The sequence below is a fragment of the Pedobacter sp. BG31 genome, assembly GCF_042464845.1.
Classification (GTDB): domain Bacteria; phylum Bacteroidota; class Bacteroidia; order Sphingobacteriales; family Sphingobacteriaceae; genus Pedobacter; species Pedobacter suwonensis.
Map to the genome: position 1 here is coordinate 21,999 of NZ_JBHNZK010000020.1, position 22,256 is coordinate 44,254.

10 protein-coding genes are annotated in these 22,256 nt (G+C 39.6%); 5 read left to right on the top strand and 5 right to left on the bottom strand.

Annotated features, from left to right (window positions below; all coding sequences use genetic code 11):
- The first annotated feature begins 400 nt into the window (after positions 1–400).
- Together ACFE6N_RS19790 and ACFE6N_RS19795 are read left to right on the top strand one after the other, a co-directional pair.
- Entirely contained in the window at positions 401–3,631 is a 3,231-nt protein-coding gene (locus ACFE6N_RS19790) for a SusC/RagA family TonB-linked outer membrane protein (protein WP_378939323.1), read from the top strand.
- Between the two features lie 15 nt (positions 3,632–3,646).
- Positions 3,647–5,359 (top strand): RagB/SusD family nutrient uptake outer membrane protein, encoded by a 1,713-nt coding sequence (locus ACFE6N_RS19795; protein ID WP_378939325.1) that lies wholly within the window; start codon positions 3,647–3,649, stop codon positions 5,357–5,359.
- Between the two features lie 433 nt (positions 5,360–5,792).
- On the opposite strand, the gene ACFE6N_RS19800 is transcribed toward ACFE6N_RS19795, so the two are convergent.
- Together ACFE6N_RS19800 and ACFE6N_RS19805 are read right to left on the bottom strand one after the other, a co-directional pair.
- Positions 5,793–7,127 carry an MFS transporter gene (locus ACFE6N_RS19800; protein ID WP_378939327.1) on the bottom strand — a complete coding sequence of 445 codons (1,335 nt, stop codon included), beginning with the start codon at positions 7,125–7,127 and terminating at the stop codon, positions 5,793–5,795.
- A 70-nt stretch (positions 7,128–7,197) separates the two neighbouring features.
- Positions 7,198–8,535 carry an APC family permease gene (locus ACFE6N_RS19805; RefSeq protein ID WP_378939329.1) on the bottom strand — a complete coding sequence of 446 codons (1,338 nt, stop codon included), beginning with the start codon at positions 8,533–8,535 and terminating at the stop codon, positions 7,198–7,200.
- 505 nt (positions 8,536–9,040) lie between these two features.
- Between ACFE6N_RS19805 and ACFE6N_RS19810 the strand changes: the two genes are divergently transcribed.
- Positions 9,041–10,912, top strand: a complete 1,872-nt coding sequence (locus ACFE6N_RS19810; RefSeq protein ID WP_378939331.1) for a DNA topoisomerase IV subunit B — start codon at positions 9,041–9,043, stop codon at positions 10,910–10,912.
- Positions 10,913–11,198: 286 nt separating this feature from the next.
- On the opposite strand, the gene ACFE6N_RS19815 is transcribed toward ACFE6N_RS19810, so the two are convergent.
- Genes ACFE6N_RS19815 through ACFE6N_RS19825 form a run of 3 tightly spaced genes read right to left on the bottom strand, consistent with a single transcriptional unit; the run spans position 11,199 to position 19,561 of the window.
- A complete protein-coding gene (locus ACFE6N_RS19815) occupies positions 11,199–12,221 on the bottom strand; it encodes a YihY/virulence factor BrkB family protein (protein ID WP_378939333.1) in 1,023 nt (340 codons plus the stop codon).
- A gap of 7 nt (positions 12,222–12,228) precedes the next feature.
- Positions 12,229–14,544, bottom strand: a complete 2,316-nt coding sequence (locus ACFE6N_RS19820) for a BamA/TamA family outer membrane protein (RefSeq protein WP_378939335.1) — start codon at positions 14,542–14,544, stop codon at positions 12,229–12,231.
- Positions 14,528–19,561, bottom strand: coding sequence for a translocation/assembly module TamB domain-containing protein (locus ACFE6N_RS19825; protein ID WP_378939337.1), 5,034 nt, complete (start codon positions 19,559–19,561; stop codon positions 14,528–14,530). The genes ACFE6N_RS19820 and ACFE6N_RS19825 overlap by 17 nt, the downstream gene beginning before the upstream one ends.
- 101 nt (positions 19,562–19,662) lie before the next feature.
- Between ACFE6N_RS19825 and ACFE6N_RS19830 the strand changes: the two genes are divergently transcribed.
- Together ACFE6N_RS19830 and ACFE6N_RS19835 are read left to right on the top strand one after the other, a co-directional pair.
- The gene (locus tag ACFE6N_RS19830; protein WP_090981543.1) at positions 19,663–20,151 is read left to right on the top strand and encodes a cytidine deaminase; all 489 of its coding nucleotides are present in this window, start codon (positions 19,663–19,665) and stop codon (positions 20,149–20,151) included.
- Positions 20,152–20,363: 212 nt separating this feature from the next.
- Positions 20,364–22,046: a PNGase F N-terminal domain-containing protein gene (locus ACFE6N_RS19835; protein ID WP_378939340.1), complete on the top strand. Its 1,683-nt coding sequence runs from the start codon at positions 20,364–20,366 to the stop codon at positions 22,044–22,046.
- Positions 22,047–22,256: the final 210 nt, after the last annotated feature.

The following is a 22,256-nucleotide window of genomic DNA, read 5'->3' on the forward strand; positions in this document are numbered from 1 at the left end:
ATACAATTTATGTTTTTAAATATTACATATCATTATTTTTACGCAGTATTTTTAAAATTTTTAATTTGTAGTATCATTATTTTTATATGTATATTTATTATTATTTAAGTGTATTTTTTACACTAATGATTGCTGGCCTTGAAAATACCCTTATGTAGACAATAAATTAAACAAGTAAAAACCGATCTAACCAACTACTTATGAGAAAAAAACTACTTACCCGCAGAAGAAATCCATTCTTCTTCCATACCTGCTTTTTTTTAAAATTATCCCAACCGGGCGGATGGACTTTGTAAATGCTTCATCGTGAGCAATTAAAATAAACCGATGCTATTGGTTTTATTAAGCCAGGCCGCATCGGATTATAAATATGCATTATTTAACTAATCAATATAAACCTATGAAACAAAATTTATTCTGTATCAGGAGGGGGTTTCTTCTCTTGTGTTTAGGGATGTTATTTGCACTTGGTGCAATGGCCCAAACAAAAATCACTGGTAAAGTTATTGCGAGCGATGACAAATTACCCGTTGTTGGTGCAACTATCAAAATCAAGAATGGAACCGGAGGTACAACTACAGATGCCAACGGAACATTTTCTTTAAGTGCAAAGCCTGCTGATGTATTAGTGATTTCATTTATTGGATATGGAGGTAAGGAAATAACGGTAGGCTCTCAAACCAGTATTACGGTTATTTTGCAGGCCGAAAACAACAATTTAACCGAAGTAGTGGTTACCGGTTACTCTGCTCAGAGAAAAAAAGATTTAACTGGTGCCGTTGCAGTAGTAAGCATGGATTTACTAAAAGCCCAACCTGCTGCAAGTGCTGTAGAGGCACTTCAGGGTAAAGCAACCGGGGTGCAGATCGTAAATGACGGTGCGCCCGGCTCCACACCACAAATCAGAATCAGGGGTAACAGTACCATTAATAACAACGACCCGCTTTATGTGATTGACGGAGTGCCTTTTGAAGGTAAGTTATCCTGGCTTAACCAAAATGATATCGAAAGTATGCAGGTGCTTAAAGATGCATCTTCAGCTTCTATTTATGGGGCACGTGCCAATAATGGTGTCGTAATTATCACTACAAAAAAAGGGATATCCGGTGCGCCAAAAATTACACTTGATTCTTACTATGGCACACAAGTGCCAAGGCGGAGCAGCTTTCCTGAAATGATGAATCCTCAGCAATATGCACAGTATGTATTTGACGGATACACGAATGCGGGCAAACCTGTTGCGGCGGGTAAAAACTATGGTTCGGGTGCTACGCCGGTATTGCCCGAATATTTGGTGGCAGGTTTAAAACTTGGTCAGGATGTTACGGCGGCAGACGCAGACCCTGCCAAATATAATTACAGTCGTGATCCAAATTTATTTTACCAGATTACAAAGGCCAATAAAGAAGGTACCAATTGGTTTAGGGAAATTACGGAGGCTGCGCCTGTTCAAAATTATCAGCTTAGTGCTTCAGGTGGCGGAGAAAATGCAACTTATGCCGTTAGTGCGGGATACCTGAATCAAAAAGGCACGATAAAATATACTGATTTTAAACGTTATAGTTTTAGATCCAATACCGGGATTTCTGCGTTTAATAAACGTGTACGTTTTGGAGAGAATGTCCAGTATAGTTATACTGAAGGTTACGGATTCGGGGTTAACCCGAATACCCCAGGTGGTTACCAGGATCAGGGAAGTGCGCTAGGCTGGGCATACCGGATTCCTACCATTATCCCGGTTTATGATATTGCCGGAAACTTTGCCGGTAGTCGGGGTAGCCAGTTAGGTAATGCAGAAAACCCACTTGCCTTTTTATACAGGGCAAAAGATAATGTCAATAAAAACAATTTCTTTTTTGGTAACATTTTTGGCGAGGGCGATATCATTCCCGGTTTGGTATTAAAAACTAATTTTGGTATACGTTATGAAAACTATAATGGTTTATCTATGCGTTATCCGAACCTCGAATTTTCTGAAGGTAATAATTCAAACAATTTGAATGAATATCAGGGATATAATACGGAATGGACCTGGACAAATACCTTAAATTATACTAAAGTAATTAATGAAGAGCACAAAATAAGTGCATTAATCGGCACGGAGGCGATCAGGTCGAGATCCAGACAACTGAATGGAGGCCGGAATGATTTCTTTCTCTTGGGGAATCCTGATTATTATTACCTGACTACTGGTTCTTCAAACATTAACAACTCCAGTACCGGAGCAGTAGGGTCATTATTTTCCGTATTTGGTAAACTCGATTATTCGTTTAAAGATCGCTACCTGGCTAGTTTCACTATCCGTCGGGATGGTTCATCTAACTTTGGAGAGGCCAATAAGTATGGTAATTTTCCAGCGGTTAGTGCCGGATGGCGAGTATCTGAAGAGGAATTTATGAAGGGTGTTAAATGGATTACGGATTTAAAACTTCGGGGCGGATACGGAGAAACCGGTAACCAGCGGATACCACCATATAACTACATGAACAGGTACGAAAGTTCTATTGCCAATGCAGCCTATGCGGTTGGTGGTGGAAATGGCCTTACCACTGGTGTGCGCCAAAATGCTTATCAAAACCCCGATATCAAATGGGAAGCAGTAAAATCTCTAAATATCGGTCTTGATTTTACCCTATGGGGTGGAGCTATTGATGGATCGGTTGATTGGTATAACAAAAAAACAACTGATATGCTTTATCCTGTGCCGTTACCATCAAGTGTAGTTGGTTTAGGAAGTTCGCCATTCGTAAACATTGGCGATATGAGCAATAAAGGGGTTGAATTTAATTTGGCTTATCATTATGGAAGAAATGCGGATAGCCCTTTTAAATTTGACGTTGGTTTAAATTTTTCAAAAAACGACAATGAAATTGTAAAGCTGGCACCTGGAATTTTTAACCAGGTATATGGTAATTACAGGAGTTTACAAACCAGTGTACTACAGGAAGGTTCACCTCTTGGCTCATTTTTTGGCTATAAAACAGCAGGAATTTATCAGAGTACAGCCGATATCCAAAATAATCCTTCTTATGCTGGCGCAAGGGTGGGTGGCTTACGTTATCAGGATATTAATGGTGACGGAGTAATTGATCCGAAAGACCGCACCATAATTGGAAATCCAAATCCTGATTTCACCTATGGGATAAACCTAAATGCATCTTACAAAAACTTCGATATTTCTGCTTTCTTATATGGTGTGCAGGGAAATGACATTTTTGAGGCTACCCGTTATTTTACCGATTTTCCTTCCTTTGATGGTGCAAAAAGTGTTAGATTACTTAATGCATGGAGTCCAACCAATACCTCAAGTCTGATTCCATCTTCTTATGCAGGCGCTTCAGATCTGGAGTTCGCATCTTCAAGCTATTACATCCAGAAAGGAAGCTTTTTGAGGTTGAAAAATTTACAAATTGGCTATTCTATCCCAACAGCAAAAGTTTTTGGTCAAAATTCCGATATCAGTAAATTAAGGGTATATGTTAGCACAAGTAACTTATTTACCATTACAAAATATACAGGCCTGGATCCGGAGATCAGTCAGATTGTAGACACTTTTACTGCTCCGGGAGTAGATCAAGGGGTTTATCCGTCACCACGTCAATTTTTAATCGGTATTAATGTTGGATTTTAATTAAAAGATATCAAGATGAAACATATAAAATATATTCTTCTTTCCTTATTAATTTGTATTACGTTTTCATGCAAGAAGGAATTTTTAACAGTTCAGCCTCAAGGTCAACTCTCAGAAGACCAGCTGATGAGCCAGGATGGAGTTGAGGGGCTTTTAATAGGTGCTTATGGTCTGTTAAATGGCAATGTGAATGGTACATGGGGCAATTATGGTGCTGCACCGAGTCAATGGTTATTTGGCGAAGTCGCCTCAGATAATGCACATAAAGGAAGTAGCACAGGTGATCAGCCACCAATGAACGCAATTGAACAGCATTCGCCAACCAGCACAAACGATAACTTATCGAATCTGTGGGACCGGTGTTTTGAGGGAATCCAGCGTTGTAACAGTACACTAAGGGTTTTAGCGAGTCTGCAGGCCGGAGGCGGTTCAGGAAAATTTAGTGATGCACGTGCAAAGGAAATCCAGGGAGAAGCCAGATTACTGCGTGCACATTATTATTTCTTTTTGGTACGGGTATTTAAATCAGTACCTTATGTTACAGAAGCCAGTAATGGTACTTTTGTTCCAAACGATAAGGATATTTATCCTAATATTATAGCCGATCTTCAATATGCTGTAGCTAATTTAAGTACAACCAAACCCAAAAACCAAAAAGGAAGGGTTGATAAATATGCCGCCCAGGCTTATCTGGGGAAAGTTTATCTATACCAGAAAAAATATACTGAAGCATACGATCTGTTAAATGCGGTAATTTTGGCCAAGGCAGATTTAATCACAATGCCTTATTCAGATAATTTCGACATTACCAAAGAGGACGGACCAGAAACGATTATGGCTGTTGAACATTCGGTTGGAACAGATGGTACAAGCGGAGATAATGGAAACGTTGGCGATATGCTTAATTTCCCCTATGGTAATGCACCAATTAACTGCTGTGGTTTCTTTCAACCTTCCATTGATTTAGCCAACTCTTTTAAAGTAAGTACTTTAGGCTTGCCATTGCTGGATGGAAGCTATCGCAATAATCCATATCAATCTGATTTGGGACTGACTGGTTCAGCTAAAGATAATTATGTGGTAGATAAAACGCTACCTTTAGATCCTAGAATTGAATCTACCATAGGAAGAAGGGGCGTTCCCTACCGTGACTGGGGTTTAATGGCAGGCGATACCTGGATTCGTGATTCCAGCAACGGAGGCCCCTTTATCGCTGTTAAAAATACCATTGATATTGCTCAGCTAACCAGCGGAACCGCACCGGGTGCTACCAATGTGAGCGGATTAAATGTGAATCTGATTCGTTTAGGCGATGTTTATTTAATGGCTGCAGAATGTGCAGTGGAAAAAGGCGATTTAAGCAGGGCTTTAACGCTGGTAAATGCCGTAAGGGCACGTGCTGCTAAAATAACGCCACAAACCATAAACGGAACGCCTGCAGCCGCGTATAAAGTGAGTCAATACCCGGCATTTCCGGATGATACTTATGCCAGAAATGCCGTACGTTTCGAACGTAGGTTAGAGTTAGCTTTGGAAGGACACCGGTTTTTTGATTTGGTAAGGTGGGGTATAGTAAAACAAACCCTTGAGAGTTATTTTGCTTTTGAAGGCGGGTATTTTAACTACTTGAAAGGAATTAGTATAGAAAGCCGAGATGAATATTTTCCTTTACCGCAGGATCAGATAGACAGGAGTAAGGGAACGTTAAAACAAAATACCGGATATTAGGTGAATTGATAATGGAATACATTAGCGGAGCGATGATCAAAACATTGCTCCGCTGATTTTTTCTTACATGGTTTTTAAATCTATATTTTTTAATTGCGGACTGAATAAGCAAATGGGTACGCCTGAAGCTATCTGTTTTAACAAAATATTTCCTCATTCGGTTTCCTTTCTCTGCAGATTGAAAAAGCATCTTGTTTGGTGGGGTTAGGTAACTGTAATATGGCTACTGCGCTAAGTAAAATAAACCCGACCGACAGCGTTATCCCGATCAGAACGGATTTAATTCACACGTTTTGTGCTATCGGGATTAAGCAAAGGGCGGGACTACAGTAACCGAAACGGCACCGCAATTGCTTTCCATAAAAAATAGATATTATAACAGTAATTTATTGATGATATTTAGATTAGTACATTATATTTTAATATCTGAAAACTATTTATCTTCCTTAAATCTGCTGAAAACCAGCAGCGCTATTAAACAAAGCCCAAAACCTACCACGCCATTTAACCTTAACCCATAATCATTGCCCGGATCTTTACCATAAATGGTGAGCATGGCAAAAATGGCAATCCCCAAGGTTTGACCAAGTTTTACAAAAAGATATTTCACCGCGAAAAACATGCCTTCGTGGTTTTCACCAGTTTTCAACGTGTCTCTTTGTGCTATATCGGCCAGAATCGCAGTAGGTAAAATGCCAAGCGCTGCCAGTGGGAAAGAGGCTGATAATACCAGGATGTAAATCTGCGTATATGGCCCGAAAGGTAGTTTACCTAAAAAGAAAATAGTGACGAAGATTAAACACAACATGCCAAAGGCAAGCAATACGAAAGGCTTTTTGCCAATTTTAGCGGAACCAAAGTTTATCAGTGGATAAAATAACAAAGATGCCATAACCATGGCGCCCATAAATTTGCCTCCTTCTGATTCCGGCAGCCCCAATAAAACCGTACAGAAGAACAATAAACCACTTGATATAATGCTCAGTGCCGTGTAGAAGGCAAAATCAGATATAAGGTAGTATTTAAAATTACTGTTTTTAAAAGTACTTTTTATAGCTGGCCATAACGGAACGTGCGTAGGTTTGGCCACCGAAAATTCTTTTTCATTAATGAAAAGAATGGGCAATAACATCACCAATCCGGATAAGATGCACAAACCCCATATTGCGGCCTGAATAGCTTCGCTGCGGCTGCTTACATGAAAGTTAGCTTCAACCAGATCGGCGAAATTATTGGTACAGGCCGATAAAATAATGCCGATAACAAAGCCCACCTGCTGGTAGCTGGATAACTTAACTTTTTGCTTCGGCGTATGGGTTACTTCAGCCAGCAAAGCATTGTAGGGGATAATATAGGTGGTGACCGATATAAAAAATAAACAAAGTGTGATGGTGAGCCACCAGGCATTATGCAAACTTTCTGTTTTTTGAATGGGGTAAAAAACCAATCCGCAGAAAAGCATAGCCGGCACAATGGCCCATTTCATAAAAGGCATCCGGCGACCGTTTTTATTGGTGCTCGCATCGCTTCTTGAAGCGATGAAAGGGTCGTAAATGGCATCTACCAGTCTGCCTGAGGCCGCAATGATAGAAAGGATATTAAATGCACCCAACAAAACAAGCTGTGGTACCAAAGGTGTTAAGCCAGCGTTACTTGGCGGCAGGTAGACATAGGGAAGCATAACGATGATAATGTTGGTCATCGTACTCCAGCCAATCATACCGGCGGCATAAGCAATTTCTTGTTTTAAGGAGAGTGTTTTGTTCATTAATTTTTTAAAAAGTGTTTTTTAAAACACGCAGGTTTTTAAAACCTGTGAGGTTTAAACTTGAGATGAATTATTTCTTATTAAACCACCTGCTTGCAAAATAGATGACCAGAAAGCCGGCAAAAATATATAAACCATTAAGTGCTGCGTCTTTGTCATCGGCGTAAATGCTGAAAGCAACAAAAGTATAAGCTGCAATAAATATAATAGGCAATATAGGATATAATGGCACAGTATAAATGCTTTTTTTATCAAGATGTGCGGTTCTTTTGCGGAGAATGAAAATGGTTGCTGCAGAACTCGCCATACTAATACTTTCTAAGAAAATGGTATAGTTTAAAATTTTATCGAAGGTTTTCGCATAGAAAATAATCACCACCGAAATCAAGGTGAAAACGGTTAAACTAACGGTAATTACTTCTGTTTTTTTGTTCATCCTGCTAAAAATTTTTGGCAGAGCACCTTCTTCGCCCATCGCAAACATGGCCCTTGGGTTGCTCAGCAGATTCACATTCACATAACCCATTACCGAGAAAAAAATAATTACCGAAAGTGCGTTAAATCCGGCAGGACCAAATATTTTTGAAGCCAATATTGCCGCTATACTTTCGGCTGATTTTAATTCTTCGAAACCGATTACTTTCACATATGCATAGTTAATGGCCAGGTAAAGGGTCACAATAATGCTTAAGCCTATAATAATGGAGCGCGGGATTACTTTTTTGGCCTCTTTAACTTCACCGCCAAAGTTGATGGTTTGTGCATAACCTGCATAAGAGAAAGAAACGGCAATTAAACAAAGGCCTAATGCCTTTCCATAATCAGACCAGGTTGGTAAAGCTCCTGTTGCGGTTTTAAAAAACGGTATAACGGTTTGTGTTTGGCTACCAAAAGATACCGCACATATGAGCGTTAAAATCATCCCGATTTTAATTACCGTTAATATGTTTTGCGTTTTGGAACTTGCTTTTAAGCCTAACAGATTAATGAAATAAAATACTAAAATGGTGGTAATGGCTATGGCTACCCTTGATGTTTCGGTTTGTATAGCCGGCGGTAATATAATCTTGCTCAGGTACTCTGCTCCGATAATAGATATGGCCGCTACCGATGCCGCGCTTGAAATAATCACAATACAATTAATGGCAAAGGCAATGGAAGGATGGTAAGCCACCGAGAAGATTTTGTAATAGCCACCAGTTACCGGAAAACGGGAACCGATTTCGGCATAAGTTAATGCACCGCAAAAAGCTACAAAACCGCCGATAAACCAGGCCAGATAAAACAATTCGGGAACCTGGGCCTTAGCTGCTACATTTACGGGAGTACGGAAAACACCCATTCCAATCACTAAACTCACCACAATCATGGATAAATCAAAGAGCGAAAGCTGTTTCTTTTGTTGCATTAAAAAGGATTTTTGAATAATTGGATGAAGATAGGGAAATTATGTAAAGATGTGAGATGGATGATGTGAGATGTAAGATAAGATGTGAGATGGAAAAGGGAGGATGGAGGTGAAACTTATGGGTCATGGTCTTTTGGTTCATTGGTCATTAGTTCATTGGTCACTAGTTCATTGGTGCATGGTTGATAGCTAATGGATAAATTAACAATTGATCATACAAAAACGTAAGTGATTAATCTTCTCCTCACCACCATACTATGAACTATCAAACAATCGTCCATATGCTACCAGGCCATTATCCATTTTACATATGCCATCATCCATCTTTATGTTGAAACTTTCTTTTGTTTGCCTCACAGAATAAAACTATTATTGTATAATAATTCTGAGGAACTTATTTGAAAATGTTTTTTATTTCAATCATCAGGATTGTTTCTACAAATTCTTCATCACTTTGCAGATCAAAAAATGCAGGGTTTTTCATTGAAGAACAGATAAACACATTATGGCAGAAGTAATTTATAACGACGACAGTATCCGCTCATTGGATTGGAAAGAGCACATCAGGTTACGTCCGGGTATGTATATCGGTAAACTTGGCGATGGCTCTGCACAAGATGATGGTATTTATGTTTTGTTAAAGGAAATTGTAGACAACTCTATTGATGAGTTTGTGATGGGAACCGGAAAAACCATCGAAATTACACTATCCGAGCAAAAAGTTAACGTTCGCGATTATGGCAGGGGCATTCCATTAGGGAAAGTAATTGATTGTGTAAGCAAAATCAATACGGGTGGTAAGTACGACAGTAATGCTTTCCAAAAATCGGTGGGTTTAAACGGTGTGGGTACAAAAGCAGTAAATGCATTATCGACCAGTTTTACCGTTCAATCGTACCGCGATGGAAAAACCAAAAAAGTAGAATTTTCTAAAGGTGAAATCGTAAATGAAAATCCGGTAATCGACACTACACAACGTAATGGTACCGCCATTACTTTTTATCCTGACGAAAGTATTTTCAGAAATTATCATTACATCCCTGATTTTGTGGAAAGCATGGTTTGGAACTATGTTTTTTTAAATACGGGTTTAACAATCAATTTCAATAACCAGAAATATTTTTCGGAGAGAGGCCTTTACGATCTGCTTTCCAAATTTAATAAGCCCGAAGAAATCAGGTACCCGATTATTCACATGGTTGGTCCCGATATCGAAATTGCAATGACACACGGTCAGCAATATGGCGAAGATTACCACTCGTTTGTTAACGGGCAGCATACCACACAGGGTGGAACGCATCAGGCAGCTTTCAGGGCAGCAGTAGTGAAAACGGTTCGGGAGTTTTTCAAAAAAGAGTTTGATGCAGCTGATGTGCGTTCATCCATTATTGCGGCCATTTCTATTCGCGTGCAGGAACCTGTATTTGAATCGCAGACCAAAACTAAATTAGGTTCGCAGAACATGGGACCTGAAGGACCATCTGTGGCTACTTTCATTAACGATTTTGTTAAAAAAGAACTGGATGATTACCTGCATAAGAATCCGGATGTTGCCGATGCTTTGCTAAAAAGGATTATGCAATCGGAGCGGGAGCGTAAGGATATTGCGGGGATTAAAAAACTGGCTAACGATAGGGCTAAAAAGGCATCCCTACACAATAAAAAATTACGCGATTGTAAAGTTCATTTCAATACCACCCACGAAAAGCGTTATGAAACTACCCTTTTTATTACGGAAGGGGATTCAGCCTCTGGTTCCATTACCAAATCGCGTGATGTAGATACCCAGGCGGTATTTAGTTTGAAAGGAAAACCACTTAACTGTTACGAACTGACCAAAAAGGTAGTGTACGAAAATGAAGAATTTAACCTGCTGCAACATGCTTTAAACATTGAAGATGGTTTAGATGGGCTTCATTATAACAATATCGTGATTGCTACAGATGCTGATGTTGACGGTATGCACATCCGTTTGCTGATGATGACTTTCTTTCTGCAGTTTTTTCCTGACCTGGTAAAAGCAGGCCATGTTTACATTTTGCAAACGCCGCTTTTCAGGGTTCGGAATAAAAAGGAAACCATTTATTGCTATAGCGACGAAGAACGTAAAAATGCTATCGAAAAACTGGGCAATAAACCTGAAATTACCCGATTTAAAGGATTGGGTGAAATTTCTCCGGATGAATTCGGTTTGTTTATCGGTAAAGACATCAGATTAGATCCTGTTATTTTAAAAGACCAGACGATTAAAAGCCTGCTGGAATATTATATGGGGAAAAATACACCCGACAGGCAGCAGCATATTATCCGCAACCTCAGGATCGAGAAGGACGAAGTAACTGAAGAACCTAAAGTAATTACAGAAGAGGTAGCGTAGAAAAAGGAAGTCAGGTTTTGAAAACTTAACTTTTTTGTTTAATTCGCTGCGTTGAAAAGATCTTTCGACTCCGCTACCATTGACAGAATTAAATAGAAAAATCGTTATTGCGAGGAACGAAGCAATCTTAATGCGCACGCTAGTAGCGATCGTCGTAAGATTGCTTCGTCGGCTGAAAAAGCCTTCTCAGCAATGACGATGACTCTTGGCCTTTAAATTTGCTAAATTATCTGTCATTGCTATTGATTTTTATGCAATAAATTATTCCCTCAGGATGACGAATGCGTTACTCTTCTGGCGCATTTACTGTATTTTCCGGATGCTGAGGGGGCAATACATCTACCTTTTTTTCTACGATGGTGATTTTCGTAAATACGGCATATTTACTTGGAGAAATACCCCTGTCATATTTTTCTGCATAAGCTTGGGTAAATTCGGCGCCAAAATAGAGTATGATCGAGGTATAATAAATCCACAATAAGATCACAATGATGGAGCTGGCTGCTCCAAAAGCAGAACCCGGATTCCCTTTTTCAATATAGATACCGATCAGGTATTTACCCAAACTGAACAGGATAGCCGTAAATAAAGCACCAATGATTGCCGATTTCCAACGGATAATTACATCCGGCAATACTTTGAAAATAACCGCAAAAACGGCTGTAACTGCGGCAAGGGTAATAACGTTGTTTAAAATATAAATCAGCAGGGCCATGGTGTCATTTGCAACCGGAATAACCTCATCTATTTCGCTTTGAGAAAGCAGACTGGCCAGTTTGGAGCCTAAACCTACCACAATACTATTGACCACCAGCGAAACCAGCAATAAAAAGCCCATGGATACAATTAAAGAGAAAGACAATAACCGGTTGGAAAGCATTTTAAGCCAGCCTTTTTTAGGTACAGCCTTTACTTTCCAGATCATGTTGATGCTATCTTGTATTTCAATGAAAATAGCCGTTGATCCGATAATCAACGTTCCTATACCAATAATTAAACCAATGGTAGACTGACCAGATTTATTGGCATGTTCAACAAAACCCTGAATTTGTTTAGCTGCATCTCTGCCCACCATTTCGGTCACCTGTCCATAAAACTGTACCCTTGTCTTTTGGTTTCTTTCGTCGCCAAAAAACAACGTGGCTGCCGAGAGGAGGATAATAATCAGAGGCGTAAGTGAAAAAATAGTGTAGTAAGCGAGCGAGGCACTCAATTTAGTTACCCGATCTTCTACAAAACCTTTTCCGGCAGCAACAAAAAGATGATAAAGTGCAATAAAGAAATTTTTGATCTTGGTGATTACTTTCATCTGAAAATTAAAACGGATATCCTATGCCTATATTAAAAATTAAATTCTGTCTGCGCCAATCTTTATTCCCAAAGGCAATATCATCAAATACCCACCTTTGTCCTTCTGGCAGATAAGGTTTTCGCACAGGAAAGGCTACATCTAAACGAATAACAAAAATGGTTGCATCTACACGTAAACCTGCGCCAGTGCCCACAGCTAACTCATTTAGAGTATTTTTTAGCTTAAAACCTGATCCTAATCTGGCTGTTTCCGGTTTTCCGGGTTCTCCCAGATCTTCTTTTCTGAGCCAGATATTTCCAGCATCCACAAACAATGCGCCATAAAGCACACTTACCAGTTTAAACCGGAGTTCAGAATTAAGCATCAATTTAATATCGCCACCCTGATCAGCAAAAATCGCATTATCCGGCACTTTGTAAGTACCCGGCCCTAAAGTACGTGCCGGAAAGGCCCTGATATCGTTGCTACCCCCGGCGAAAAATTGCCTCACAAATGGTAATGAACTGCTATTACCATAGGCGTAACCATAACCCAGGTTTAAACGGTTTGCCCAGATCAGGTTGCGGTTAATTTTATAATAATCCCTAAAATCGGCTTCAGCCCTTATGAATTGCGTTAGTGGAGTGTTAAATAAAGTTTTTTGTCCCTTCTCATTAGTTGGCGTAAATAAACCCCAAACATTACCCCCCGTTTCTAAACCCCCGAAGAAATAAACATTATTGCGGCGGTTGGTTTCCATTTGGTTGGTGTAGGTAAAGTTATAATTACTTCCAATAATGAATTGGTTTTCAAGCGTACTTCTTAATAGAGGGTTTGCGTCAAATAAACTGTCTCTTTTTTTATCATTAGGAAAACCTGTGGAAATATAACTAATCGAGATGGGGTTTAAGTTATGCTCTTTATACTGGTTCTCCTTAAAATTATAGCCAAATTCACCTTTAAATGCATGTAAGGTATATTCAGACCCACGGTTAAGCATCTGGTAAGAAAGCGAAGTAATGGTTTTCGGTATAAAAGCGTTTGTGCTATTCGGCTTATAAAATGGCACAATAAACCTTGGGAAGGTTAGTTTTCCCTCTGCTGTAAATGATAAGGAGTTCCGGCCCAGCGAAGTACCCCTAACCTGTGTTTCGAAACCACCACTAACACTCACATCCAATTGTTCGGCACCCCTGAACAAATTTCGGGTAGTTTGGGTAACCTTTACTTCCGAACCAACAAAATTGTTCGATTTACTGGTACCCGTAACCGAAAAACTCAATGAGTTTTTCTTTAATGGTGTAAGGTAAATATTCAGGTCTAACTGATTGTTTCTGAAGCTGTCAACCGGTAAAAATTCTGCCCTGACATCCCTGAAAGCCCCGATGTTAACCATTCTGTTTAACGATTGGTTATGATCTTTACGGTTATAAGGTTCACCTTTTTGGAAAAACACCAGACGGTCGAACAGCCTTGGCTTAAAAGTATTCCGGTCATCATAAATACTGAAATCGTGATATTCCAGTGGCTTTAACTTTCTTAAGATGGTATCTCTACGTAGGCTATAACTCGGATAAATATTAATATCCCTGATGGTATACGGTTTCAATGCGGCATCAGGGGCAATATCTTTTACCTTAATGTTCACGTTTACCAGGTTTTTACCTATCGTGCTATCAACCTGCATAATCAGATAATCGGGCCCAAAATAGAAATAGCCCTGCTCTTTAAGGTCATTATCAATCCTGATACGCTCGTTTTTATAATTGTCTAAATCGTAATAGTCGCCTGCCTTTATTAAGGTTTTATTTTTGTTCTGATTAATAATTTTGGTTAAAACCCCGGTATCAGGAGGGAAAGTAACTTTGTTTATTTTATATCGGTTACCCGTTTCTGCAGTATAAACGGCTTTCCCTTTTTTACCTTTTACTAACGTATCTCCGGTAACCGATGCCTGTAGATAACCCTCGCTAATTAAATAGCTGGTAAGCACATCGTTATTGTATTTTAGTTTAACTTCGTTAAGAAGGACCGGGGCTTCTCCCTGTCTCCGTAACCAGTTTCTAAAACCTTTAGGCTTTTTTGGTTCTCCGGCGAGGTTATAAATCCCAAGTTTAAACTTTATGCCTAAAATAGAACTATTGGGGCGGGGTCTTGTCTTACTTTCTAAATCGCGCTTTACCTGTTTCTCATCATCAATTTTACCTGAAGAATCTGGATTAATCTTTACTTCAGCACCAGTGTATAAATGTTGTCCCGGCTTTAACGATTTGGTAGAGCTGCATGCAGCCCAAACTAAGCAGGCCAGTACTAATAAAATTGGTCTAATTAGTTGTCTCATTTTTAGGTTTTTGTTCAATGTTTCTTCTGTTGCGTTTTTTCTGGAAAATCTCTCTGAATTTATTGTAATCTACTACGAGGGTGAAACCCAAACCGGTTTCGATAATCTGCCCCTGTACAATTACATCGTTTTGGTTGCGTCGGTAAGCCCTTAATCTGTATCGTCCATCGGCTGATAAAGCGTATTCAACGTTTACGTTTCCGCCGATATCGGTCGATTTTTCGCCCGGTGCCTGCGGTCCTTCCAGGGCAAAAGAACTTCCTACGGTAACCGTAAGCCTATCATTTAATAGTTTTTTTGATAAGCCAACTTCCAGGTCTGTTTTCTGTTGAAGTGATCCGGTAGAATAATCTTCTGATGAATTTACGCCAAAGTTCAGTTCTACACCCTGAATTAAATCAGAAGCAAGGTTGTTTAACTGTTCTGTTAATAATTTACTCACGCTTGATCTGGCCAGGGTAGAAACACCACCGCCGCCACCGGCTAAACTCTCGAAAGGATTATTGGCGATAAACCTGTTCAATGCCAATAGTGCAAAAACCTGTTTGTTCAATTCGCTTTCATCGCGGTTTACGTTGATCAGTTTGGTGTATACTGTTCCATTTAACGCACCACGCTCGTTTTCCGGCAAATCAAGTTTGAAAGAAATGATTGGTTTCAATAGCTCTCCTTTCATCATCAAATAAACCTGGAAAGGCAATTTGGTTTTGGCCTGGATGTTATCCGGCTCATTGATCAGATCGATAGGGGCCGCATTCACTTCGTATAATGCCGTTAAGTTCACATTGGCTGAAGTAGGTTCACCCGTCCATACAATGGTACTTCCTTTTACCAGTTTGAACGCTTTTTTGCCTAGCGGACCAACTGATAAATTGTACGAACCATCTATAACTTCATAACGGCCTGTTAAACTGATTTTTCCACTTGGGTCCATTGTTGCATTGAGGTCTGCCTCGCCTTTGATATTCAGGGCATCGCCATTTGACGGATCTACCACCACATTCAGTTCTGCCTCAGGATCAATGGTGATGGCAGCAACCAGGTTAATCCCTTTCATGGCAGCTTTACTAACGGTATCAACTTTCAAAGCTTTCTGGCCATTAAATGGTGGCGCGTCAGCATCAATAAACTGCACAATTCCCTCCTGGTCAATAACAGAAGGATCGCTTGATGGCAGGGCAAAAAAGAATTTTGTGCCTTTGTTCACCCTAACGTTCATGTTTACGTCAGGCTGGTTCAAATCGCCTCGCACTTTAATGTCGCTGGTTAAAAATACCGTTCCATAAATCAGGTCATTATCAGCTGCGGTCGAGTTGATTGCTCTGAAATTGTTCATCTTGATGTCTAAACCAAAACGGTAATTTTTGAAATTGCTGGTATAAACTTTTCCATTGATGGTCGCCTTCTGATTTAAGGAATCGATCAGCGTAAAATTGTTAAAACTGATCCCTTCATTTGTGAAGGAAATTTTCTCGTTGGGCATGCGGAAATAGGAGTTTACGTATGCCACCCTGATCCCTGCATTATTGAAAGTTAAATCGCCCAATATTTTTGGAGCAGTTAATTCACCTTTAACACTCAGTTCCCCTGATAGCGTGCCCGTTCCATTTTTAAGCTGGCCTGCAGATAGGCTCTCAATATTTTTCATTTCGATCTTATCAATATTCACGGTAAGATTCAAAGCACTTTTAGGCGCAGTATAATAAAATCCGTTTACCCTTAATTCATGTACCCCGGTTAAGGCAACATTTACCTCGAAGGCATTTTCGGTATTGTTGTTTACCGCTAAGCGTAAGGTTCCCAACTGATCTTTTTGATAGCGCAACTGATCGATGGTGAGGTTTGCTTCAAATTTTGGTGTACCGGCCAAATCTTTAACGTTTGCAGTACCATTTAAACGGCCACCAACCAAAGTCGTATCGGTTTCAGCAAATTTAGTTAAGGTTTCCAATTGGAAATCTTTAAATGTTACATTTAAAGGTGCATTGGGTTGTGTGGGATTGCTGTTAATAGATAATGACTGACCACTATTGCTGATCTGAAATTGGTTAACCAATATGCCCGAAGCGCCAAATTGGATATAGTTATCCTGCGAAACTACCCATTTCTGATAATCGAGCAAAAGTTTCTGCGGATCTAAAGAGAATTTAAAATCTTTATTGATCGATTGGAAATTACCCCCAATTACATACTTGTCCTTTTTCTGCCTGTCTCGCAAGAAAATGTTAACACCTAAATTGTTATTTGCAGCATTGCCACTCACTTCGGTATTGAAAAGCGCAACAGATGGACTTTGAAGGCTTTTAACAGTTAAGCTATAGTCTAATTTATTGTTGTCATTATTGATGTTTAACACCGTAGTATCTACTTTAAAATCGCCGTAAACAACCTGTGGAAAGTTGCCTTTAATCTGCAGGCTGTCTTTTTGAGTATCAATCAGTCCGTAAAACTGTGACGATTTGAATACCGTTAACTCAGGCACAAAGTTCTTTAATAACTTAGAATCATACACCTGGACAAAAAATCTTAAACGTTGATCGGGCACCTTTGTAACCGTACCAAAAGCATAATATTTATTGATTTCGTTAATGACTGCACTGCCCACTTTTGTAAGCTGGTATTTTCCGTCGATTTTTGCTGAAAGTACTTCCGATTTAAGTGTGAGCTCGTTTTCGGTTGCGGTAGATTTTGCACGGATCGAAATTGTATCAACATTAATTCTTTGTTTATCTTTTACGAGCTGTAATCCGGTAACATCAACCGATCCGTTCAGGTAATCCGCATCCGCAGTAGCCAGATTTACTTTAACCACTCCGGCAGCACTTAAAACCGTTGGACTAAAGTTTAAAGCCTGAAGATTTACCTGTTTTAGATTCAGATCTGCTTTTACCGCAGGATATTTACCTGCAAGGTTTACTTTCGCGTCTAAATTAAAGTTGGCATTACTGTCGGGCATGTTGCTTTTAATGTTGATACGCTGATTGCTGTAATCTCCGGCAAGTGTTAAATTTCGGTAAGTGTATTTATTGTAATAAGCATTTAACACTTTGGCATTAAACTTCGCATTGATTTTTTTAGGATCAAGGCCTGTTCCAGCCACATTGGCCTTAACGGAAACGCGGCCCAGTTTAGGCTGCATTTTTAAAAGCCGGCCTACATTAAAGTTATTTAAGCTCACATCCGCTTTATAACGCTCTTTCCCTTTAGGGCCATTCATGCTCGCAACAACTACAGCACCACCCATATCGGTATTAATGTTCAGGTTGGTATTAAAATCAGTCATCGAACCTTTAAAATTACCTTTTGCATCAATTACGTTAGGCAGTTCAATTGAAGGGGGTAACGATTTTTTAGGTACAGCTACCAGGATATCACCTTTAGTTACATGAAGTTTTTTGATGTTTAAATCGAGAAAGGTTTTGTTAACATCAGGTAAACCTTTCGCTTTTCCACTAATGTCTATCTGTGTGTTTTTTAAACCGCTGATCTGTAGTTTAGGGATATTCAGGTCGTTCAGGTAGCCGTTAACATCAGCATTGATTTTTATTTTTTCGTTGCGATAATTTGCCGGTACAGCATTACTAAAATATCCGGCATCCTTTAACCCAATGGTGGTGTTTTTTAGGGCTATATTCAATTTTACGCGTTCCGGGTGTTTGGTCAAATCCTCCATTGAACTAAAATTTAACTCGGTAGCATTTTCTATGCTGGTATTTGGAGTTTTCAGGATGAAATTGCTCAGCTTGATCTGTTTATCATTATACACTGCATCGCCTCGCAGTTCGTCCAGGATAAAACCGCTTTTTTCCTTTAAAGAACCATTTTTAACATTGGCTTTTATGCCTGCTGCATTATAGCTTACATCGCTTGCGCCTAAGTTCAACTGGGTTATTTTTAGGTGGTTAAAGTCCATGCCTTTAGTCGCGGGTTTTGCACCCAGGTTGTCGAACTGTACATCGTTATCGGCTAAACTAATGTTTTTGATCATCAATCCCAATGATGATTTTTCAGGAACAACGGTATCTTTAACTTTCTTTAAATCGTTGCTTGGGGCCGGCTTAAATGCGAAAAGAATATTCGATTTGTTTAAATGCGCATTATCTACAGCATATTTACTATTGGTTAAATCTACTTTCAGGTTTACCAGGCCAAGGTCGTTTACATCGGCAACTGCTTTCGTTGTCGAAACCTGGTCGTCATAGTTGACCTTTACATGATTGAAAACGAAATTCTGTACTTCTATCAATGGCAGCTTACCCTGTGTTTTTTCAGCGCTATCAACGCTGTTGGTAATGTGCTGTACCAATTTAACAAGTGGTTTTTGTTGCAGATAACGGAACGAAGTATTTACCAGGCTTAATTCTTTAATGATATAATGCTGATTGGCCAGGTCGAAATCTTTGATTTTGGTTTTGAATGCGCCTAAATACAACTTTACATCATTACCGGCAACATCATCCCGGTAGTTAATGCCGATATCTTCGAAAGAGACCTTATCAACAGAGAATTTTAGGGTAGAAGTGCTGTCTTTTTTCACCTGCTCCTCCGGTTTTTTCTGATCGCTTGCAAAAGCATCAACCAGGAAAGAAAAGTTAAAGGTGGTATCTGGAGCAATGCGCTTTACATTGGCACGTACATTTTTAAGTTCAATGTTATTGATTTCGACCGTGTTTTTCAACAATTTGAATAAACTGATATCAACTGAAAGTTTCTCTGTATATAATAAGGTATCACCCTTAAGGTCTTGGATGTAAAACTTGTTTAAAACCACATCTTTTGGTAAAGCAATTTTGATGCTCTCCAGACTCACTTCGGTTTTGGTTTTATTTTTAAGATAGTTTATCGCTTTTCCTTTAACAAAATTCTGAACAGCTGGAATATTTAGCGAAAGGGCCACACCAATCACCAGAAAGATGATGGAAGCAATTACCCACAATAAAATTTTAAGACTTTTGCGTACGTATTTATTCAAAGCTAAGTGTGTTTGGTATTTAGATAAATGCCTAAAGCGTGCCATTAAAATTAATTTTAGGGCAGGTTTACTAAATAATACAAAAAATAACCTAAATTGTTCGCCCGCTGTAAAAATTTAACATTGGCGGTTCCAAATCAATTAAAATGAATGCTATAAATCTTAATATAACTTTTGAACAGTATGCTGATATTTCTGAACTGACATTGGCCGATAAAACCCTTTGCGAATGCGCAGAAAAGGCTTTACGTACCTCTTATTCTCCGTATTCTAAATTTAGGGTAGGTACTGCCATCCGCCTGGCCTCTGGCGAAATCATTTTAGGCAGTAACCAGGAAAATTTAGCCTATCCCTCAGGACTTTGTGCAGAGCGCGTTGCGCTTTTTAGTATTGGTTCTACCTATCCGGATGCGGTAATAGAAAGCATGGCGATTACGGCGCAGACCGATAATTTTGAGATTTTAAAGCCAGTAACTTCTTGTGGAGGTTGCTTACAGGTAATGGTAGAATTTGAGCGGAAACAAAATGCACCGATTGAGGTAATTTTTTATTGTTTAAATGGAGAAGTTTTAAAAGTGCCCAGTGTAAAGAGTTTGATACCGTTTGCCTTTGTTGAGGATCGGTTGGAGCGTTAGTCGCGGAAGTATTTCTTCTTTGGATCGTCGTCCTTTCGAGCGGAGTGCAACGCAGTCGAGAACCCGAAGGCTCAGCGAAGCTAAATCTGTCTTGTTAAATCTGTACACTCCGCCTTGCTTTGGTGATGACGATTTCTGCCGTAGGCTATTGGTTGTTGTCTCGCTTATTAACGCTTATTAAACTATTCTCTATATTTGGTTTTTTGGTCACAATGAAATACCTCTACACCCTCATTTTTTCTGCTTTTATTTCTTTTAATCTGCATGCGCAGGGCATACTTAAGGGTAATGCCGTTTATCAAATTACTTATTTCCGTTCAGCTGATGGGAAGCCAAAAGAAGATCGGAATCCTGGAGTGGTTATTGCTTCTGCAAAGCAGAACTTAATTACCAATGCAGCCATTCTCAATCATAAGGCGAAATATCCTTACGAACAGAGCATTGTAAACAAGCCCGATCAGGTTTTGTATCAGGTGGCCGATTTAGGTGTCGATAATCAGATTGCTACTGCTGATAGCGCTGCAGTTGCTAAGCAGGCTTTTGAATTGGGTACGGAGACAAAAGTAATTTTAGGCTACACCTGCAAAAGGGCAACAACGGTGGTAAATTCTAACCGTATCGATTTATGGTATACTGCCGATGCCGGTATAAAAGCTGCGCCAACAAGTTTGGGGCAAGGTCTGGGACTGGTTTTAGAGCAGGTGCGTAATGGAAACAGTTATATAACCGCTACAAAAATTGAAGAAGTTAAGAAGGTAAAGCCAATTGACTTAGAAAAGATATCAGTTAAACTAACCGATGGGTTAACTTATAAAGATTTGCTTTGGAAAAGCAGATTTATCACTTTAAATGTTTTTAGTAACGAAACCATTAATTTTGTTGATAAACCACAATCAAACGATTCTGTTTTTCGCTTTGCCGGCGGAACGGTAATCGCCCGAAAAGTTAAATTCCCGGCGTTGGTCAACCCAACTGTATTTGTTGATTTAACAGAAAAATCAAACGGTGATGCTTACGACAGGACAGGTTCAGTATTTATTATCCCGACTGACAAGAAGATCAGTTTGATGGATGCGCTTAAGAATTCGGTTAAAGAACTGCCTGTTTATGATAACGGAAACGGGAAGAAATACCAGGGCGTAGTGGCTACGGCAGATTATGATCCGGTAATTGAACTGATGCGCTTTTTTACGCCTTTTGGCGTGGGTAAATACAATACCTTAAAATTGAAAGATAAAAACTGGGCGGAGCAAGTTTATTACCGTCAGGATGTTTCGGAGTTATTTCCGTTGATGAACGGAAAAGAAGCCTGGGTAGCTGTTTTCATTGGAAATTATGATAAAGGCGGACATCAGGTTTCCCTGAATATTACGCTACACAACGGCGGAAGACCGAAAGTGGCGAAAGAAGTGATTTTACCTTTATTCAATTCCACCAATGTAATGGAAATGGCGGGGCAGGAGTATGCGACCATGTTTAGCAGCGATAAGGGATTGGAGGTTTCTTTTACTTTAACAAAGGATTTAAAAGATGCAAAATTGCGTTACATTACCACCGGACATGGTGGCTGGGGCAATGGCGATGAGTTTGTACCCCGGAAAAATACGATCTGGTTAGATGGAAAAGAAGCTTTTGCTTTTACCCCATGGCGGCAGGATTGCGGATCATACCGTTTATCCAACCCGGCTTCGGGCAATTTTGAAAGCGGACTTTCTTCGTCAGATTTAAGCCGTTCTAATTGGTGTCCGGGTACGGTTACCAATCCAAACTGGATCAGTCTGGGCGATTTAAAGGCGGGTACGCATACCATAAAAGTAACCATCCCGATGGGCAAACCTGAAGGCGGTAGCTCTAGTGCCTGGAACGTTTCGGGTGTGCTGTTGGGAGAGGAATGATCTGTCATCCTGAACGCAGTGGAGGATCTTTTTTAGTTCCTTCAACATGTAAGGCATTTAAGGAAATATAAGTTTGATGGTATGTTTGCAATTGTTCTTTATTGCCAGTTTCCAATGCGCGATTTGTTTTCTGCTCTTTGCCACCCTAAATAGCAGCACGAAACTATCCATCTAAACCGGATTGCAGAGGAGATCCTTTTTTGTAGGCTG